We start from the raw sequence: 17,324 nt of genomic DNA, 5'->3' as shown, positions 1-17,324 counted from the left end.
CTGCCTGCAGCACCGTGGTGCTGCAGGCAAAGCGGCGCGCTTACGCGTCGCGCTCTTCCCCTTGCTCGTCGCCCTCTGCTGCTGGCTCTTCGCCAACAACGGCGTCATCGGCTTCATCGGTTTCGGCGACGACGATAGGATTGCCCTCTTCGTCCAGCGCCTCTTCGATATCCTCTTCGGACGGCTCCTGCACGCGCTCCAAGCCAACCAGCTTCTCGTCCTTGGCCAGCTTGATCAGGGTCACACCCTGGGTGTTACGGCCGGAACTGGAGACTTCGTCGACGCGGGTTCGCACCAGAGTGCCCTGGTCGGAAATCAGCATGATTTCTTCGCCGTCCTGCACCTGGATGGCGCCGATCAGCTTGCCGTTACGCTCCTTGGTGATCATACCGATCACACCCTGGCCGCCACGACCGCGACGCGGGAACTTGCTCAGCGCGGTGCGCTTGCCGAAGCCGCGCTCGGAGGCAGTGAGGATCTGTGCGCCGGACTCGGGAATCAGCATGGAGATCAGACTCTGATCCTTGCCGATACGCATACCGCGAATACCGCGGGCGCCACGCCCCATGACGCGCACCACGCCTTCGGCGAAGCGGATCACCTTGCCGGCACTGGAGAACAGCATGACTTCCTTGGCGCCGTCAGTAATGGCGGCTGCGATCAGGGTGTCACCTTCTTTCAGCTTCAGCGCAATCAAGCCGTTGGAGCGTGGGCGGCTGAACTGCACCAGCGGGGTCTTCTTCACAGTACCGAAAGCGGTGGCCATAAAGATGTAGGCACCCGTCGGCTCGGCCACCAGCTCGGCGGTCTCGCCTTCGACTTCCTCGATCTCGCCCACTTCAGCGACTTCTTCGGCCTCGACCACTTCGCCTTCGATCACCGCATCATCGCCGTCATCCAGCTCGTCATCGGCGCCACCGCTCTGCTGTTGCAGAGCTTCGAGGTCGATCTGCAGCATGGTGGTGATGTACTCACCTTCGTCCAGCGGCAGCAGGTTGACCAGTGGGCGACCGCGAGCGGCACGGGACGCTTCGGGAATTTCGTAAGTCTTGAGCCAGTACACCTTGCCCTTGCTGGAGAACAGCAGCAGCGTGGCGTGGCTGTTGGCAACCAGCAGGTGAGCGATGTAGTCCTCATCCTTGATGCCGGTCGCCGACTTGCCCTTGCCGCCGCGGCGCTGCGCCTGGTACGAGGTCAGTGGCTGGGTCTTGGCATAGCCACCACGGGAAATGGTCACTACACGCTCTTCTTCGGGAATCATGTCGCCGAGGGTCAGGTCCAGACGCGAATCGAGGATCTCGGTACGGCGCTTGTCGCCGAACTCGGCCTTGACCGCTTCCAGCTCCTCACGAATCACTTCCATCAGGCGTACAGCGCTGGTGAGGATGCGGATCAGCTCGCCGATCTGGGTGAGAATTTCCTGGTATTCGGCCAGCAGCTTCTCGTGCTCCAGGCCGGTCAGGCGGTGCAGGCGCAGGTCTAGAATGGCCTGGGCCTGTTCCGGCGACAGGTAATACTTGCCGTCGCGCAGACCGAACTGCGGCTCGAGGGTCTCCGGGCGGCAGGAGTCGGCGCCAGCGCGCTCGACCATGGCTTCCACGGCGGTTGACTCCCACGCAGTGGAGATCAGTGCTTCCTTGGCTTCGGAAGGCGTCGGCGAGGCCTTGATCAAGGCGATGACCGGATCGATGTTGGACAGCGCGACGGCCTGACCTTCAAGGATATGGCCACGCTCACGCGCTTTACGCAGCTCGAACACGGTGCGCCTGGTCACCACTTCACGACGGTGCAGGACGAAGGCGTCAAGCATGTCCTTGAGGTTGAGGATCTTCGGCTGGCCGTCGATCAGTGCCACCACGTTGATGCCGAACACGCTCTGCATCTGGGTCTGGGCGTAGAGATTATTGAGAATCACCTCAGGCACTTCGCCACGGCGCAACTCGATGACCACGCGCATACCGTCCTTGTCGGACTCGTCGCGCAGCTCAGTGATGCCTTCGATTTTCTTCTCTTTAACCAGCTCGGCGATCTTCTCGATCAGGCGCGCTTTGTTCAACTGATACGGCAGTTCGGTGACGACGATCTGCTGACGACCGCCAACCTTGTCGATATCTTCGATCTCGGCACGCGCACGGATATAGATGCGCCCACGGCCAGTACGATACGCCTCGATGATGCCAGCGCGACCGTTGATGATTGCCGCAGTCGGGAAGTCTGGGCCGGGGATGTACTGCATCAGGTCATCGACCGTCAGCTCCGGGTTGTCGATCAGCGCCAGGCAGCCGTCGATGACTTCACTCAGGTTGTGCGGCGGGATGTTGGTCGCCATGCCCACGGCGATACCGCTGGAACCGTTGACCAGCAGGTTGGGGATCTTGGTCGGCATGACCGCTGGGATCTGCTCGGTACCGTCGTAGTTGGGTACCCAGTCGACGGTTTCCTTGTGCAGGTCGGCCAGCAGCTCGTGGGCCAGCTTGGTCATGCGCACTTCGGTGTATCGCATGGCCGCGGCGTTGTCGCCGTCCACGGAACCGAAGTTACCCTGGCCATCGACCAGCAGGTAACGCAGCGAGAATGGCTGAGCCATACGGACGATGGTGTCGTAAACGGCGGTATCACCGTGCGGGTGATATTTACCGATCACGTCACCGACCACACGGGCGGATTTCTTGTACGCCTTGTTCCAGTCGTTACCCAGCTCGCTCATAGCGAACAGCACCCGACGGTGCACGGGCTTCAAGCCATCGCGTGCATCCGGCAAGGCACGCCCGACGATCACGCTCATCGCGTAGTCGAGGTAGGACTGCTTCAGTTCGTCTTCGATGTTGACCGGGAGGATTTCTTTGGCCAGTTCGCCCATGAGTAGCCTGGTTCCTTTTTCTGGTGAAATTCCACCCCTCCATATGGATTGGGGCAGAGCGCGTTGCTATGGCATCAGGCCAGCAACGACTCACGGCAAATCAATACGTTATGCCATGTATTCGAACGGTGACGGCGACCGCTGGCGGTGCCCCTGAAAACTGCCGGAGCTTACCACAAAGCATGCCTCGCACCTATCCCTGAAGGCGCATGAAGCCAGGGGATCAGTGCAGGCGCTTGCGAGACATCAATTGGGCGATCTTGGCGGCGTCCGGACGCTCGATCACGCCCTTCTCGGTCACCAGGAAATCCACTAGATCGGCGGGTGTCACGTCGAAACGCGGCTCCACCTCGTCCACACCGGCCACCTGATCGCTCTGCGGATAGGCAAGCGGCGCATGGCCGAGCTCGTGAAAAGACTCTTCGCCGCTCTCGGCCTGCAGGTCGATGACGCCACTGGGTGCCACCACCATCAGCCGCACGCCGTGATGCATGGCAGCCACCGCCAGTTGATAGGTGCCAATCAGCGCAAGGACGTCTCCGTTGGCGGCAATCCGCTCGGCACCGACGATGGCCCAGGTGATGCCGCGCTCTTTCATGAGATGGGCCAGCGCGGCATCCGCACTGAGCACTACGGCGATGCCCTCTTCGCGCAGCTCCCAGGCCGCCAGCCGAGCGCCCTGCAGCAATGGCCGACTTTCACCCAGGTAACAGCGCTCCAGCAGACCTTCGAGCTGAGCGCCACGGATCACCGCCAGCGCCGTACCGAAACCACCGCTGCTCATCGCCCCTGCGCAGCCAATGCTGAGTAGGTTCTGGGAGTTGCCCTGAAAGCCGCGAATAAGCTCCACGCCCAGCTGCGCCATCACCAGGCTGGCCTCGCGATCACGCTGATGGATGCCGTGGGCCTCGTCTTCGAGCACCTGCAGCGGCTCCGCAGCAGGCCGCGCGCGCGCCAGCCGATCGCGCATCTGCTGCACTAGACGCTGGCAGTCGAGGGCATTCAGGCCCGCGCCAGCGAGGCGCTGAACATCGACCTGCAGCCCGGCGTGCCAGTCGCCCCCTTCATCGGCGCGCTGGCGAGCGCCCAGCACCAGGGCATAGGCACTGCAAATGGCCATGGCAGAAGCACCCTGCACCGCGCCACCAGCCAGCATCTCGACCACGGCAGAGACCGAATGGCAGGCATGCCAGACCTGCTCACCAGGCAGGCGGCGTTGATCGAGAACATGCAGAGCACCCTCGCGCCAGACAAAGCCCACGACCTGCTCGGCAGCCAGCAAACGCTCGCGCATTACCCACTCCATCCTCGAAAGCCGGCCAGTATACGCCGCAGCAGAGGCCAGCCGCACCCGCGCAGAGCGCCGGGCACCTTCAAGACCGGGACATTCCTCTATAGACTCGACGTTTTCATTGACGGAACCCACCCATGGCCGACGCCCCGCTCGACCTTTTGCTGCTGCCCACCTGGCTGGTGCCGGTCGAGCCTGCGGGCGTGGTACTGCATGATCATGGCCTGGGCATTCGCGACGGCAAGATCGCGCTGATCGCGCCACGTGCCGAGGCCTTGCGGCGCGGCGCCACGGAAATCCGCGAGCTGCCCGGGCGCCTGCTGACCCCTGGCCTGGTCAACGCCCACGGCCATGCAGCGATGACGCTGTTTCGCGGCCTGGCCGATGACTTACCACTGATGACTTGGCTGGAAAAACACATCTGGCCGGCAGAAGCCAAGTGGGTCGATGAGCAGTTCGTTCAGGATGGCACCGAGCTGGCGATTGCCGAGCAGATAAAGAGCGGTATCAGCTGTTTCGCTGATATGTATTTCTTCCCGGAGATGGCCTGCGAACGAGTGCACGCCAGCGGCATGCGCGCACAGATCAGCATCCCGGTACTGGACTTCGCCATCCCCGGCGCCCGTGACGCCGACGAGGCGATGCGCAAGGGCGTAACGCTGTTCGATGAAATGAAGCACCACTCGCGCCTGAGCGTTGCCTTCGGCCCTCACGCGCCGTACACCGTCAGCGACGCGAACCTCGAGAAGCTGCGCATCCTCGCCGAAGAACTGGATGCCGGCATTCATATGCACGTGCACGAAACCGCCTTCGAAGTGCAGCAGAGCCTCGAGCACCATGGCGAACGCCCGCTGGCCAGGCTTCACCGCCTGGGCCTGCTCGGCCCACGGTTCCAGGCCGTACACATGACCCAGATCGACGATGACGATATTGCCCTGCTGGTCGCCACCAACAGCAGCGTGATCCACTGCCCGGAATCCAACCTCAAGCTGGCCAGCGGCTTCTGCCCGGTCGAGAAGCTCTGGCAGGCCGGCGTCAATGTCGCCATCGGCACCGACGGTGCAGCCAGCAACAATGACCTCGATCTGCTCGGCGAAACCCGAACTGCCGCTCTGCTGGCCAAGGCGGTAGCCGGCTCGGCCAGCGCCCTGGACGCCCACCGTGCACTGCGCATGGCGACCCTCAATGGCGCCCGCGCCCTGGGCCTGGATGCCGAGATCGGCTCACTGGAGCTCGGCAAAGCCGCCGATATCGTCGCCTTCGACCTGCGCGGCCTGGCCCAGCAACCGGTCTACGATCCCGTGTCGCAGTTGATCTACGCCACCTCCCGAGACTGCGTCGAGCACCTCTGGGTCGCCGGCAAGCCGCTGCTCGAAGACCGCAGACTGACGCGCCTGGACGAAGAACGAATCATCGCCACCACACGGCAGTGGGGAGCGAAAATAGCCGGGCGTCAGACCCATTGAGCGCAAACTACGGCAAACTGTCACACATCAGAGGCCAGCAGCGCGCCGAGCAAAGCTGGCAACATGCACGCACTGCGCGTCATGTCATACGCATTCGCTTTATTCAGGGAAAACCATGAGCAACGTCGACCAAGCTGAAATCGCCAAATTCGAAGCCCTCGCCCATCGCTGGTGGGACAAGGAAAGCGAGTTCAAGCCCTTGCACGAGATCAACCCGCTGCGGGTCAACTGGATTGACGAGCGCGCCGGGCTGGCAGGCAAGAAGGTACTCGACGTTGGCTGCGGTGGCGGCATTCTCAGTGAAGCCATGGCTCAACGTGGCGCCACGGTGACCGGCATCGACATGGGCGAAGCGCCGCTGGCGGTGGCCCGCTTGCATCAGCTGGAATCAGGCGTGGAAGTCGATTACCGGCAGATCACCGCCGAGGCAATGGCAGAAGAGATGCCCGGCCAGTTCGACGTGGTCACCTGCCTGGAAATGCTCGAGCACGTACCTAACCCATCGTCAGTGATTCGCGCCTGCCACAAACTGGTCAAGCCCGGCGGCCAGGTGTTCTTCTCCACCATCAACCGCAACCCGAAGGCCTACCTGTTCGCAGTGATCGGCGCCGAATACATTCTGCGCCTGCTGCCGCGCGGCACCCATGACTTCAAGAAATTCATCCGCCCATCGGAACTGGGCGCCTGGAGCCGCGACGCCGGCCTGCAGGTCAAGGACATCATCGGCCTGACCTACAACCCGCTGACCAAGCACTACAAGCTGGCCAACGATGTAGACGTCAACTACATGGTGCACACCAGCAAGGCAGATTGATTTTGCCGGGCCGCCAGCGCACGCCCACTCGGGCCGTACGCTGGCTGACCTCAACGCCCTGCGCTCATTCGACCGACTTGGCCAGCGGCGGCTCTATCGCCAACGCCTGAACCCAATCCACGCACGCCTGAATCGCCAGGGCCACATCGCCCACCTCGACGGCTTCAGCCGGATGATGGCTGACACCTCCCGCACAACGTACGAACAGCATGCCGACCGGCCAATGCTCGGCCATGGCGATCGCGTCATGGCCTGCACCACTGGGCAGCGACAGGCTGCGCCCCTGAACCTCGGTCAATACCCGCGCCAGGGAAGCCTGCATGGCCTCGTCGCAACGGGTCGCCGGTATGCCGTAGTACTGGCTGGCATCGAACTGCAGCCCGCGCTGCCGGGCAATCGCCTCACCATGCTTCAACAGGTCGTCGAGCAAATCTGCCAATGCCTGATCCTGCGGGCCACGCACGTCCAGGGTCAGGGCGACCTCACCGGGAATCACGTTGACCGCCCCCGGTTGGCATTGCAGGGTGCCCACCGTGGCCACCAACTGCGGATCGCGCTGCATGGTCTGCGCTTCGATGTAGACCATCCACTGCGCCGCAGCGGCCAAGGCATCCTTGCGGTGACTCATCGGCACGGTACCGGCATGCCCGGCCATACCGACGAAGCGGCAATTCAGGCGGCGCGCACCATTGATGGCCGTCACCACGCCCAGCGCCAGCTGTTCACGTTCCAGGCACGGGCCCTGCTCGATATGCAGTTCCAGATAGGCGGCGAAGTCATCCGCTTTCCGGGCCGCACTGTGGATCCGCGCCGCATCCAGGCCGACAGCGGTCATCGCCTGAGCGACGCTGACGCCATTGGCATCGGTCTGGTCGACCCAGCCTTGCGGCCAGCTGCCGGTCAGGCCGCGGCTACCTAGCAGCGTGATGCCGAAGCGCGTGCCCTCCTCATCGGCGAAACCGACGATCTCGATAGCCAGCGGCAGACGTATGCCGCGGTCATGAAAGTGCTGCACGGTCTCGATGGCAGCGACCACGCCGAGCATGCCGTCGTAGCGACCGGCGTTGCGCACGGTATCCAGGTGCGAGCCGAGCAACAACGCCTGCGCGCCAGCACTCTGGCCTTCGTAGCGCCCGCAGATATTGCCAACGGCGTCCTGCCAGACGCGCATGCCGGCTGCCTGCATCCACTCGCCCACCAGCGCGTTGGCACGCAGGTGTTCTGTCGACAGGTACACACGGGTCAGGCAATCGGCAGACTCGCTGACCGCCGCCAGCTCGTCGCAACGCGCCATGACCCGAGCACCCGCGCTGCTTGCCGCCAGCTTTTCCAGGGCGCTCATCAGCAGCGCTCGCTGTAGTGATCCCAGGCCGCCTGCATTGCAGTGCCCTGGGTCGTACGCAGGCCGAGGCGGTTGAGTACCGCCTCCAGGGCGCTGAGGGTCTGCATCACGCAGTCCTTGCGGGCGTTGTAGCCCATGGTGCCGATGCGCCAGACCTTGCCAGCCAGCGGCCCGAACGAAGTACCGATCTCGATACCGAAGTCCTCGAGCATCAGCTTGCGCACCTGGTCGCCATTGACCGCCTCGGGAATCACCACGCCAAGGACGTTGTTCATCTTGTATTCGAGGTTGCCGAAGGTCTCCAGGCCCATACCCTGGATGCCCTTGAGCAGGGCATCGCCATGCAGCTTGTGGCGGGCGATCCCCACCCCCAGACCTTCCTCGCCAATCACCCGTGCGCACTCGCGGGCACCGAACAGCGCCGAGGTGGCTTCGGTGTGATGGTTGAGGCGCTCGGGGCCCCAGTAATCGAGGATCATGCCGAGGTCGAAATAGTTGGAGTAGATCATCTCGTCGTCGCCGTCCTGATGGGCAGCGGTACGGATGCCGGCCTCCACGCAGGCGCGGCGACGAATCACCTCCACCATGCGCTCGCTGAGCGTGATCGGCGCGGTGCCGGATGGCCCGCCAAGGCACTTCTGCAGACCGGCGGACACGGCATCCAGGCCCCAGGCATCGGTTTCCAGCAGGTTGCCACCCAGCGACGCGGTGGCGTCGGTATAGAACAGCACGCCGTGGCGCCGGCAAATGTCGCCCAGCTCGGCCAATGGCTGCAGCATGGTGGTCGAGGTGTCGCCCTGCACGGTCAGCAGCAGACGCGGCTTCACCTGCTTGATCGCATCCTCGATTTGCTGCGGGGTGAACACCTCCCCCCAAGGCACCTCGATGGTGTGAACATCGGCACGGCAACGCCGGGCGATTTCACAGAGCAGGTGGCCGAAGCGACCGAACACCGGCACCAGCACCTTGTCGCCAGGGCGAATCGCCGAGACCAGAATGGCCTCGATGCCTGCGCGCGAGGTGCCGTCGATCAGCAGAGTAGCGGCGTTGGCGGTACGAAAGACGCCGCGATACAGCGCCATCACCTCGTTCATGTAGTGGGTCATGGCCGGGTCGTACTGGCCGATCAGTTGGCTGGACATGGCGCGCAGCACACGGGGATCGGCATTGATCGGGCCCGGCCCCATCAACAGACGCTGGGGCGGATTCACTGGCAGGAAAGTCGTGTTCATCTGGGATTTCTCGTTCTAGTGACGCTCAGTTCAGTCCACGCACGGACGAAATGAATTGCTTGAGTTCGGCGCTCTGCGGATTGGCGAACAGCTCGCGGCTGGGGCCCTGCTCCCACACGCGGCCCTGGTGCATGAACACCACGCGGTCGCCAACTTCCTGGGCGAAGTTCATTTCGTGGGTGACCAGAATCAGCGTCATGCCCTCCTTCGCCAGTTGCTCCAGCACCTTGAGCACTTCGCCGACCAGCTCGGGATCGAGGGCCGAAGTGATCTCGTCGCACAGCAGCACCTTGGGCGACATGGCCAGCGCACGGGCGATGGCGACCCGCTGCTGCTGGCCGCCGGAGAGGTTGGCCGGGTAATAGTCCATGCGATCGCCCAGGCCGACCTTTTCCAGCATCTGCGCGGCCAGTTCGCGGCACTCGGCATCGCTCTTCTTCAGCACCCGACGTGGCGCCAGCATGACGTTCTCACGAGCGGTCATGTGCGGAAACAGGTTGAAGTTCTGGAACACCATGCCGACCGAGCGGCTGATCTCCCGCGCCTGGGAGTCACGGTCGGTGACGGTCATGCCGCCGAGCTTGATGCTGCCATCCTGATAACCTTCGAGACCGTTGATGCAGCGCAGCAAGGTGCTTTTCCCCGAGCCGCTGCGGCCAATGATCGACACCACCTCACCGACCTCGATATCGAGATCGACACCTTTGAGTACGTGGTTGTCGCCGTAGTACTTCTGTACCTGATCAATGGTGATGAGCGGCATTGAATTTCTTCTCCAGATACTGGCTGTAACGCGACAGCGGATAACACATGAGGAAGTAGCCCAGCGCCACCAGACCGAACACCTTGAAAGGCTCGTAGGTGACGTTGTTGAGAATGGTGCCGGCCTTGGTCAGCTCGACGAAACCGATGATCGACGCCAGTGCCGTGCCCTTCACAACCTGCACGGCGAAGCCCACAGTCGGCGCGATACCGATGCGCAGCGCCTGGGGCAGGATGACGCGAAACAGGGTCTGGCCGAAATCCAGCCCCAGGCAGCGACAGGCTTCCCACTGGCCCTTGGGCAGCGCGCGGATGCTGCCGTGCCAGATGTCCACCAGAAATGCACTGGTATAAAGCGTCAGCGCCACCGAGGCAGCCGTCCAGGGCGATACGTCGATGCCTAGCAGTGCCACGCCGAAGAACGCCAGGAACAGCTGCATCAGCAGCGGCGTACCCTGAAACAGCTCGGTGTAGCCGCGAATCAGCCAGTGCGGCCAGACCCGCTTGGACAAGCGCGCCATAACCAGCGGAATGGCCACCAGTGTGCCGCCGATGAACGCAGTGAGGGACAGCAGAACGGTCCAGCGCGCGGCCAGCAGCAGATTGCGCAGGATGTCCCAGTCAGTGAAGGTGGTCATCATGGCTGATCTCCAAACCATTTGCGGCCGGCAGCCAGCAACAGCTGACGCATCGCGATGGACAGCGCCAGGTACATCAACGTGGTCACCAGATAGACCTCGAAGCTCAGGAAGGTGCGTGACTGGATCAGGTTGGCGGCGAAGGTCAGCTCCTCATGGGACACCTGGGAAACCACCGACGAGCCGAGCATGACGATGATGCACTGGCTGACCAGTGCCGGATAAATGCGCTTGAGCGACGGCGGCAAGACCACCTGAACGAAGGTCTGCGTACGACTCAGCCCCAATACGCGCCCCGCCTCCCACTGCCCACGGGGCGTGACCTGGATGCCGGCGCGGATGATCTCGGTGCTGTAAGCCCCCAGATTGATCAACATGGCCAGCAGCGCAGCCTCGCCCGCCGTCAGTTTCAAACCCAGGGCCGGCAAGCCGAAGACAATGAAGAACAGCTGCACCACGAACGGCGTGTTGCGGATCAGCTCGACATAGACGCCCCACACGCGGCTGAGAATGCTCGGACGGCCGCTGCGCAGTGCAGCGCCCAGGATGCCCAGGGCCACGCCGCCCACGGTCGCCATCACCGTGAGCTGGATGGTCACCCAGAGGCCGGAAAGCAACTCCGGCCAGTAGGGCCACAGGGCAGAAAAATTCAGCTGCGCCATCATCGCGAAATCCTTATGCGCCCAGGTTCGCCGGCAGCGGCGCCTTCAGCCACTCTTCGGACAGACCGTTGAGCGTGCCATCGGTCTTGGCCTGCTCGATCAGCGCGTCGACCTTGGCCTTCAGCGCGGCTTCGCCTTTGCGCAGGCCGATGTAGCAAGGCGAATCCTTGAGCATGAATTTGGCGACGGGCGCCCGATCGGCGTTCTGACGCTCGATGGCGGCAACCACCAGGTTGCCGGTGGCAACGAACTCGACCTGCCCGGAGAGATACGCGGACAAGGTGGTGTTGTTGTCTTCGTAGCGTTTGACCTGTGCACCGCTCGGTGCCACCTCGGTCAGCACCATGTCCTCGACGGCTCCACGGGTGACGCCGATCGATTTGCCAGCGAGCTCCTCGGCATTCTGCAGGGCCTTGTCCTTGGCGCCGAAGACACCGAGAAAGAACGGCGCGTAGGCGACGCTGAAATCGATCACCTGTTCGCGCTCGGCATTCTTGCCAAGGCTCGAGATAACCAGATCGACCTTGTTGGTCTGCAGATACGGAACACGGTTGGCGCTAGTCACCGGCACCAGTTGCAACTTAAGTTTCATTTCCTTGGCCAGATACTTGGCCATGTCGATGTCATAGCCCTGGGGCTGCAGATCGGTGCCCACGGAACCGAAGGGTGGGAAATCCTGCGGTACGGCAATGCGGATCACACCGCGCTTCTCGATCTCCTGCAGCTGATCCGCCAGCGCAGTGGTGGCCTGAGTCAGCAGCAGACCGGCAGCCAGTATCGCGATCAATCCTTTCTTCATTTTCGTCACCCGTTAACGTCAGCCATGAAACGAAAGATTCGTTATCCATGATTCTGCAACCAACGTGCCACGGCGTTTCAGGCTGTCGATTTTTTCTACGCTCATCCCTACTTCTGCAGATAAAGCCGCGCATGACGTGCTTTGTGAGGAGATAAGCCGTAGTGAGGTCGACGAGTAACGAGCAAACAGAATGCCTTCCTCGCCAGAGATGCGCCACAAAAAAGGGCGCCAAAACGGCGCCCGAATCGATTTAACGCACCAGTAAAGGGCGCTAGCGCTGTTCCAGTTCATCAAGTCGCCCATAAAGTGCGGCAATCTGATGAATTCTCTGCCGCCCCTCGGTCAATTGCTCGTGCAGCACGGCATTGACCAGCAGGTTGATCAGGCTGTTGGCACCCGCGTAGCTATCGAAGGCCGACACGCTGTCCAGCGGCGTGCACAGCTGCCACCGGGCCAGCTCGATGATCGCTTGGGCCTGCGGCTCGCAGATGACCAGTGTCGGAACCTGCTGCAACTGCAGGGCCTGCAGCAGCGGGCGGATTATCCGCGGACGGCGCCGGAAGGCCAGCACCACCACCATATCCTCGGCGGTCAGATCCACCAACTCCTCAGACAGCGTCTGCCCAGGCTGGGGCAGCACCTGAACGCCACTCCGGATTTGCAGCAGTTGCTGACGCAGGTGCAGCGCCACGGGAAAGGCGTTACGCATGCCGACGACGAAAACCCGCCTGCTGCTGCCCAGCGCCTGCACCACTTCGGTGAACTGCGCGGCATCGATAGCGCTCACCCACTGAGTGAGGTTGGCCATCTCCTGCTTGTAATGACGGGCCAGCAAGGTATTGCCCTGCACCACATCGCGGCTGTCTGCGACCGGCATGCCACTCTGGCGCAGCGTGCGCTGCTCCTCGCGCATGTCCTTGTACTTTTCATAGCCCAGGCGCTTGAACAGCCGGCTCACGGTCGCCTTGGAGACGCCGGCCAGGCGAGCCAGTTCGGCGCTGTTGTAGCTGACCAGATCGTCGTAATGGTCGAGCACGAAGTCAGCGATTCGCTGCTCCTGTGGAGCGAGCTGCGAATAATGGCTGCGCAGACGTTCATCGAGTTGATTCATGGTGGCGCCTTGTAACTTTCGTTTCATTCAGCCGATGATATAGGAAGTCACCTGCCTGCTTGAAGTCGCCGTTTACTATCACCGATGCTGAAGGCAGACCCTCGTCAACCCGCGCCCGGAGGCTGCGCCGCCGCCTCCGAGAGGAGATCACCATGACACAGATCACGCCCGACTGGGCAGCGTACGTCGCGCAGATGGAGCAGGTTCTGGCCCTCGAATTGGACGATGCCCGCCGTCACGAATTGCTCACCCAGTTCAACCGTATCGCGGCGATGGCCAAGCCGCTGATGGACTACCCGCTCGACGACCGACTGGAAGTCGCGGGAGTCTACAAAGCATGAATCCAGCAATCTTATCGATTGCCCAGTTGCGCGCTGCCCTGGCGTCTGGCGAGATCAGCGCTCGTGAAATTGCCGAACACAGCCTGCAGGCTATCGAACGACACAACCCGGCGATCAACGCCTGGACGCAAATCACCCAGCAACGTATGAAAGACGAAGCAGACGCCCTCGACCGTCTGCGTCGCCAGGGCTCGCCCCTGCCCGCCCTGGCGGCTGTGCCCTACGCGGTGAAGAACCTGTTCGACTTGGCAGGCTTCCCGACTCTGGCCGGAGCGCGCCTGTTCCAGAGTCGCCCAGCAGCAACTGTCGACGCCTGGGCGGTACGCCAGTTGGCAGCCAGCGGCGGCCTGCTGTCAGGCATGCTGAACATGGATGCCTACGCCTATGGCTTCACCACGGAAAACACCCACTTCGGCGCAACCCGCAACCCCCACGATCTCTACCGCATCGCGGGCGGCTCTTCCGGCGGCTCGGCAGCCGCCGTCGCGGCCGGACTGGTGAATTTCTCACTGGGCAGCGACACCAACGGCTCCATCCGCGTACCGGCCTCGCTGTGCGGGATATTCGGGCTGAAGCCCACCTTCGGCCGCTTGTCGCGCAGCGGCTCACACCCGTTCGTGGGCAGCCTCGACCACATCGGCCCGCTGGCACGCAGCAGCCGCGATCTGGCCGAGGTTTACGACGTGCTGCAAGGCCATGACCCGCAAGACGGCTTTCAGGCCACGCAGGATCGCCAGCCAGTATCAGCGCTGCTGAACCGCGATCTGGACGGCCTGCGCTTCGGCGTGTTGGGTGGTTACTTCCAGCAGTGGTGCGACGACAGCGCTCGCGATGCCGTGGCCCAGGTAGCCAAGGCCCTCAACGCCAGCGAAGAAGTCATCCTCGCAGAGGCCGAACTGGCACGTACCTCGGCGTTCATCATCAGCGCATCGGAAGGTGGCAACAGCTACCTGCCGGCGCTGCGCAGCTCGCCGGAGTCCTTCGAGCCGCTGTCACGGGAGCGCCTGCTGGCCGGCGCGATGATTCCCGCTGCCTGGTATGTGCAGGCGCAACGCTTCCGCCGCCATTTCCGGCAGCAGGTACTGCCGCTGTTCGATGGCGTCGATGTGTTGATCGCACCGGCGACACCGACCAGCGCGACACCGATCGGCCAGGAAACCATGCGTATCAACGGTACCGACCTGCCGACCCGCGCCAACATGGGCATGCTGGCTCAACCGATCTCCTTCCTGGGCCTGCCGGTGGTCAGCGTACCGCTGCGTACTGCCAGTGGCCTGCCGATCGGCGTGCAACTGATCGCCGCCCCGTTCAAGGAAGAAGCTTGCCTGCGTGCCGCCAGCGCGCTCGAGCGCATGGGCATCGCCCACGCCGCACCTGCCAACCTGGAGTGACTCGATGAATACTGAACAGATAGATCTGCCTGACGTTCTGGCCGAGGTCACCCATGCCTTCCAGCGCTACGAGAAAGCCCTGACCGGCAACGATATCGACGTGCTGGATGAGCTGTTCTGGCACGACGAACGCACGGTACGCCTCGGCGCTGGTGAGAACCTCTACGGCATCAGCGAAATCCGCGAGTTTCGCGCTGCGCGGCCAGCGGCAGGGCTGTACCGCGAACTGAGGAGCACGGTCATCACCACCTACGGCGACAACTTCGCGGTGTGCAGCACCGAGTTCACCCGTGAAGGCAGCGACAGGATCGGGCGCCAACAGCAGAGCTGGGTGAAGCTGGACGGCAACTGGCGCATCGTGGCCGCGCAGGTCAGCCTGATGAGCTGACCGGCTGCACGCTGCGACAAAGTGACATACAGTGGGAGTGACTGTGCAGCCCAATCAGGCTTCGGAAACTGGCAACATGCGGCTTTATCCTGTTGCCTCATGCCACGCGGGCAACACCTCAACGCTAAACTCGAATCCCCAAGGAGGCCTGATGCGCTTGCGCGCGGTTCTTTTCGACATGGATGGCACGCTGCTCGACAGCGCGCCGGACTTCATCGCCATCTGCCAGACCATGCGCGCCGAGCGCGGGCTGCCGCCGGTGAATGAAAAGCTGATTCGCGATCACGTTTCGGGCGGCGCCCGCGCAATGATCCTCAATGCATTCGACATCGACCCTGCCAGTGACGGCTTCGAAGCGCTGCGCTTGGAGTTTCTCGAGCGCTATCAGGATCACTGCGCTGTGTTTACCCGTCCCTACGACGGCATCGAGACATTGCTCGAAGATATCGAGCGCGCCAAGCTGATCTGGGGCGTGGTGACCAACAAGCCCCTGCGCTTCGCCGAGCCGATCATGCAACGCCTCGGGCTGGCCGAACGCTCCTCGATACTCATCTGCCCTGATCACGTGACTCGCAGCAAGCCGGATCCCGAGCCGATGATTCTCGCCTGCTCGACCCTCAAGCTGGATCCGGCCAGCGTACTGTTCGTCGGCGACGACCTGCGCGACATCGAGTCCGGCCGCGACGCCGGCACCAAGACCGCAGCGGTGACCTACGGCTATATCCACCCAGACGACAACCCACGTCACTGGGGAGCGGACGTGGTGGTCGATCACCCATTGGAACTGCGCAAAGTGCTCGATCAGGCATTGTGTAGCTGCTGACAGCGCAAGGCGTTTCATTGATCGCGATCAGCAGCCAATCACCCGCCGTTGTTTAGGATGAGCCCGCCGCACCGTCGGCGAGTCTTCTGTCCGCCAACTTACAACCAGAAATCTGAAGGACTCCCGCCATGTTCGATTACAGCGCCCGCCCTGACTTGCTCAAGGATCGTGTGATTTTGGTCACCGGAGCAGGACGTGGAATTGGCGCAGCGGCGGCGCGTACCTATGCGGCTCATGGCGCCACCGTACTGCTGCTCGGCAAGAGCGAAGACAACCTGGCGCGCACCTACGATGCCATCGAGCAGGCATGCCATGCAAAACCGGTGGTCATACCATTCGATCTGGAAAGCGCCCTGCCGCATCAGTACGACGAGCTGGCGGCCATGGTCGAGAAGGAGTTCGGCAAACTCGACGGCCTGCTGCACAACGCCTCGATCATCGGCCCGCGTACGCCGCTGGAGCAGTTGTCCGGCGAGAATTTCATGCGCGTCATGCAGGTCAACGTCAACGCGATGTTCATGCTGACCAGCACTCTGTTGCCGTTGCTCAAGCTGTCTACCGATGCCTCGGTGGTGTTCACCTCCAGCAGCGTGGGCCGCAAGGGTCGGGCGTACTGGGGCGCCTATGCTGTATCCAAGTTCGCCACTGAAGGACTGATGCAGGTGATGGCTGACGAGGTCGACGGCATAACCGCGATTCGCGCCAACAGCATCAATCCGGGCGGTACCCGCACAGACATGCGCGCTCAGGCTTACCCGGGCGAGAACCCGGAAAGCAAACCGCTGCCCGAGGCCATCATGCCGGTCTATCTGTACCTGATGGGCCCCGATAGCAAGGGCATCAATGGCCAGGCTTTCGACGCGCAATAGCGCGAAAGCGAACCGTGCTTCAAGAACACGTGTGCAGCCTTCGAGGCGGTACACGGCGCTTCAGGTAGAAGGGGTTATACCTACTCCCCTGATATCGCTGCGCTCAACCCAGCTACGTCTGGTCTTTGTTTACAGGGAGACTCTTGTGGGAACGGGCTTGAACAGCCCTGCTCCCCAAATCTGCAGCCTAGGTTACGCTTTCCTAACCCAGGCAACAGAAGCACTTCAGGACATGCGTAGGGTGGAAGACGCTCCATCCTTCCACCACGGGCCACCACCACGCCAAGGCCATAGGGTTGCGTCTTCCGTAGCCTGAGTTGAGCGAAGCGATACCCAGGATGCCCATCAAAGCTCAAGCCTCGCTGTGCAATCAATCGTTGTAGGAGCCGGCTTGCCGGCGAAGCTCGTGCCCGTGGCTCGCCGACTCCTACGCTCGACCTGCTGCAGCGGTCTTTTTCCTGCGCCGCAAAGACGAAACCCCAGACCTCTGTCGAGATCTGGGGTTTCTAGTAGAAGCTTGACGATGACCTACTCT

16 protein-coding genes are annotated in these 17,324 nt (G+C 62.6%); 7 read left to right on the top strand and 9 right to left on the bottom strand.

Annotation, left to right across the window (positions count from 1 at the left end; translation table 11 throughout):
* Positions 1 to 40: 40 nt before the first annotated feature.
* Both gyrA and ACZ3GY_RS05530 read right to left on the bottom strand, forming a co-directional pair.
* Positions 41 to 2,860 (bottom strand): DNA gyrase subunit A, encoded by a 2,820-nt coding sequence (gene gyrA, locus ACZ3GY_RS05535; protein ID WP_465909250.1) that lies wholly within the window; start codon positions 2,858 to 2,860, stop codon positions 41 to 43.
* Positions 2,861 to 3,083: 223 nt separating this feature from the next.
* Positions 3,084 to 4,154 (bottom strand): s-methyl-5-thioribose-1-phosphate isomerase, encoded by a 1,071-nt coding sequence (locus tag ACZ3GY_RS05530; RefSeq protein ID WP_465909249.1) that lies wholly within the window; start codon positions 4,152 to 4,154, stop codon positions 3,084 to 3,086.
* A gap of 134 nt (positions 4,155 to 4,288) precedes the next feature.
* Here ACZ3GY_RS05530 and ACZ3GY_RS05525 point away from each other — a divergent pair, with 134 nt between their 5' ends.
* On the top strand, positions 4,289 to 5,617 hold the full coding sequence (locus ACZ3GY_RS05525) for a TRZ/ATZ family hydrolase (RefSeq protein ID WP_465909248.1): 1,329 nt from the start codon (positions 4,289 to 4,291) through the stop codon (positions 5,615 to 5,617).
* Positions 5,618 to 5,732: 115 nt separating this feature from the next.
* The gene (gene ubiG / locus ACZ3GY_RS05520; protein WP_465909246.1) at positions 5,733 to 6,431 is read left to right on the top strand and encodes a bifunctional 2-polyprenyl-6-hydroxyphenol methylase/3-demethylubiquinol 3-O-methyltransferase UbiG; all 699 of its coding nucleotides are present in this window, start codon (positions 5,733 to 5,735) and stop codon (positions 6,429 to 6,431) included.
* Between the two features lie 64 nt (positions 6,432 to 6,495).
* Here the strand turns inward: ubiG and hpxK are convergent, their stop codons facing one another.
* The 7 genes from hpxK to ACZ3GY_RS05485 form a co-directional block, all read right to left on the bottom strand.
* Positions 6,496 to 7,773 (bottom strand): allantoate amidohydrolase, encoded by a 1,278-nt coding sequence (gene hpxK, locus ACZ3GY_RS05515; RefSeq protein ID WP_465909245.1) that lies wholly within the window; start codon positions 7,771 to 7,773, stop codon positions 6,496 to 6,498.
* Positions 7,773 to 9,005: a pyridoxal-phosphate-dependent aminotransferase family protein gene (locus ACZ3GY_RS05510; protein WP_465909244.1), complete on the bottom strand. Its 1,233-nt coding sequence runs from the start codon at positions 9,003 to 9,005 to the stop codon at positions 7,773 to 7,775. Before ACZ3GY_RS05510 ends, hpxK begins: the two co-directional genes overlap by 1 nt.
* 25 nt (positions 9,006 to 9,030) lie before the next feature.
* Complete coding sequence (locus ACZ3GY_RS05505) at positions 9,031 to 9,768, bottom strand: amino acid ABC transporter ATP-binding protein (protein ID WP_042554058.1); 738 nt, start codon at positions 9,766 to 9,768, stop codon at positions 9,031 to 9,033.
* Complete coding sequence (locus ACZ3GY_RS05500) at positions 9,749 to 10,405, bottom strand: amino acid ABC transporter permease (protein ID WP_463566281.1); 657 nt, start codon at positions 10,403 to 10,405, stop codon at positions 9,749 to 9,751. Before ACZ3GY_RS05500 ends, ACZ3GY_RS05505 begins: the two co-directional genes overlap by 20 nt.
* Complete coding sequence (locus ACZ3GY_RS05495; RefSeq protein WP_463565204.1) at positions 10,405 to 11,070, bottom strand: amino acid ABC transporter permease; 666 nt, start codon at positions 11,068 to 11,070, stop codon at positions 10,405 to 10,407. The genes ACZ3GY_RS05500 and ACZ3GY_RS05495 overlap by 1 nt, the downstream gene beginning before the upstream one ends.
* Before the next feature lie 10 nt (positions 11,071 to 11,080).
* A complete protein-coding gene (locus ACZ3GY_RS05490; RefSeq protein WP_465909243.1) occupies positions 11,081 to 11,875 on the bottom strand; it encodes a transporter substrate-binding domain-containing protein in 795 nt (264 codons plus the stop codon).
* A 262-nt stretch (positions 11,876 to 12,137) separates the two neighbouring features.
* On the bottom strand, positions 12,138 to 12,977 hold the full coding sequence (locus ACZ3GY_RS05485) for a MurR/RpiR family transcriptional regulator (RefSeq protein ID WP_465909242.1): 840 nt from the start codon (positions 12,975 to 12,977) through the stop codon (positions 12,138 to 12,140).
* A 152-nt stretch (positions 12,978 to 13,129) separates the two neighbouring features.
* Between ACZ3GY_RS05485 and hpxX the strand changes: the two genes are divergently transcribed.
* The 5 genes from hpxX to ACZ3GY_RS05460 all read left to right on the top strand — a co-directional run bounded on the left by hpxX (position 13,130) and on the right by ACZ3GY_RS05460 (position 16,789).
* On the top strand, positions 13,130 to 13,318 hold the full coding sequence (gene hpxX, locus ACZ3GY_RS05480) for an oxalurate catabolism protein HpxX (protein ID WP_465909241.1): 189 nt from the start codon (positions 13,130 to 13,132) through the stop codon (positions 13,316 to 13,318).
* Positions 13,315 to 14,709, top strand: coding sequence for an AtzE family amidohydrolase (locus ACZ3GY_RS05475; protein WP_465909240.1), 1,395 nt, complete (start codon positions 13,315 to 13,317; stop codon positions 14,707 to 14,709). Before hpxX ends, ACZ3GY_RS05475 begins: the two co-directional genes overlap by 4 nt.
* Positions 14,710 to 14,713: 4 nt before the next feature.
* Positions 14,714 to 15,097, top strand: coding sequence for an oxalurate catabolism protein HpxZ (gene hpxZ / locus ACZ3GY_RS05470; protein WP_465909239.1), 384 nt, complete (start codon positions 14,714 to 14,716; stop codon positions 15,095 to 15,097).
* Between the two features lie 151 nt (positions 15,098 to 15,248).
* On the top strand, positions 15,249 to 15,920 hold the full coding sequence (gene mupP / locus ACZ3GY_RS05465; RefSeq protein WP_465909238.1) for an N-acetylmuramic acid 6-phosphate phosphatase MupP: 672 nt from the start codon (positions 15,249 to 15,251) through the stop codon (positions 15,918 to 15,920).
* A gap of 128 nt (positions 15,921 to 16,048) precedes the next feature.
* Positions 16,049 to 16,789: a YciK family oxidoreductase gene (locus ACZ3GY_RS05460; protein ID WP_465909237.1), complete on the top strand. Its 741-nt coding sequence runs from the start codon at positions 16,049 to 16,051 to the stop codon at positions 16,787 to 16,789.
* Positions 16,790 to 17,324 lie beyond the last annotated feature (535 nt).

This window comes from Pseudomonas sp. PME37.24/006 (assembly GCF_055556635.1).
This window is presented reverse-complemented; position numbering and strand designations above follow the sequence as displayed.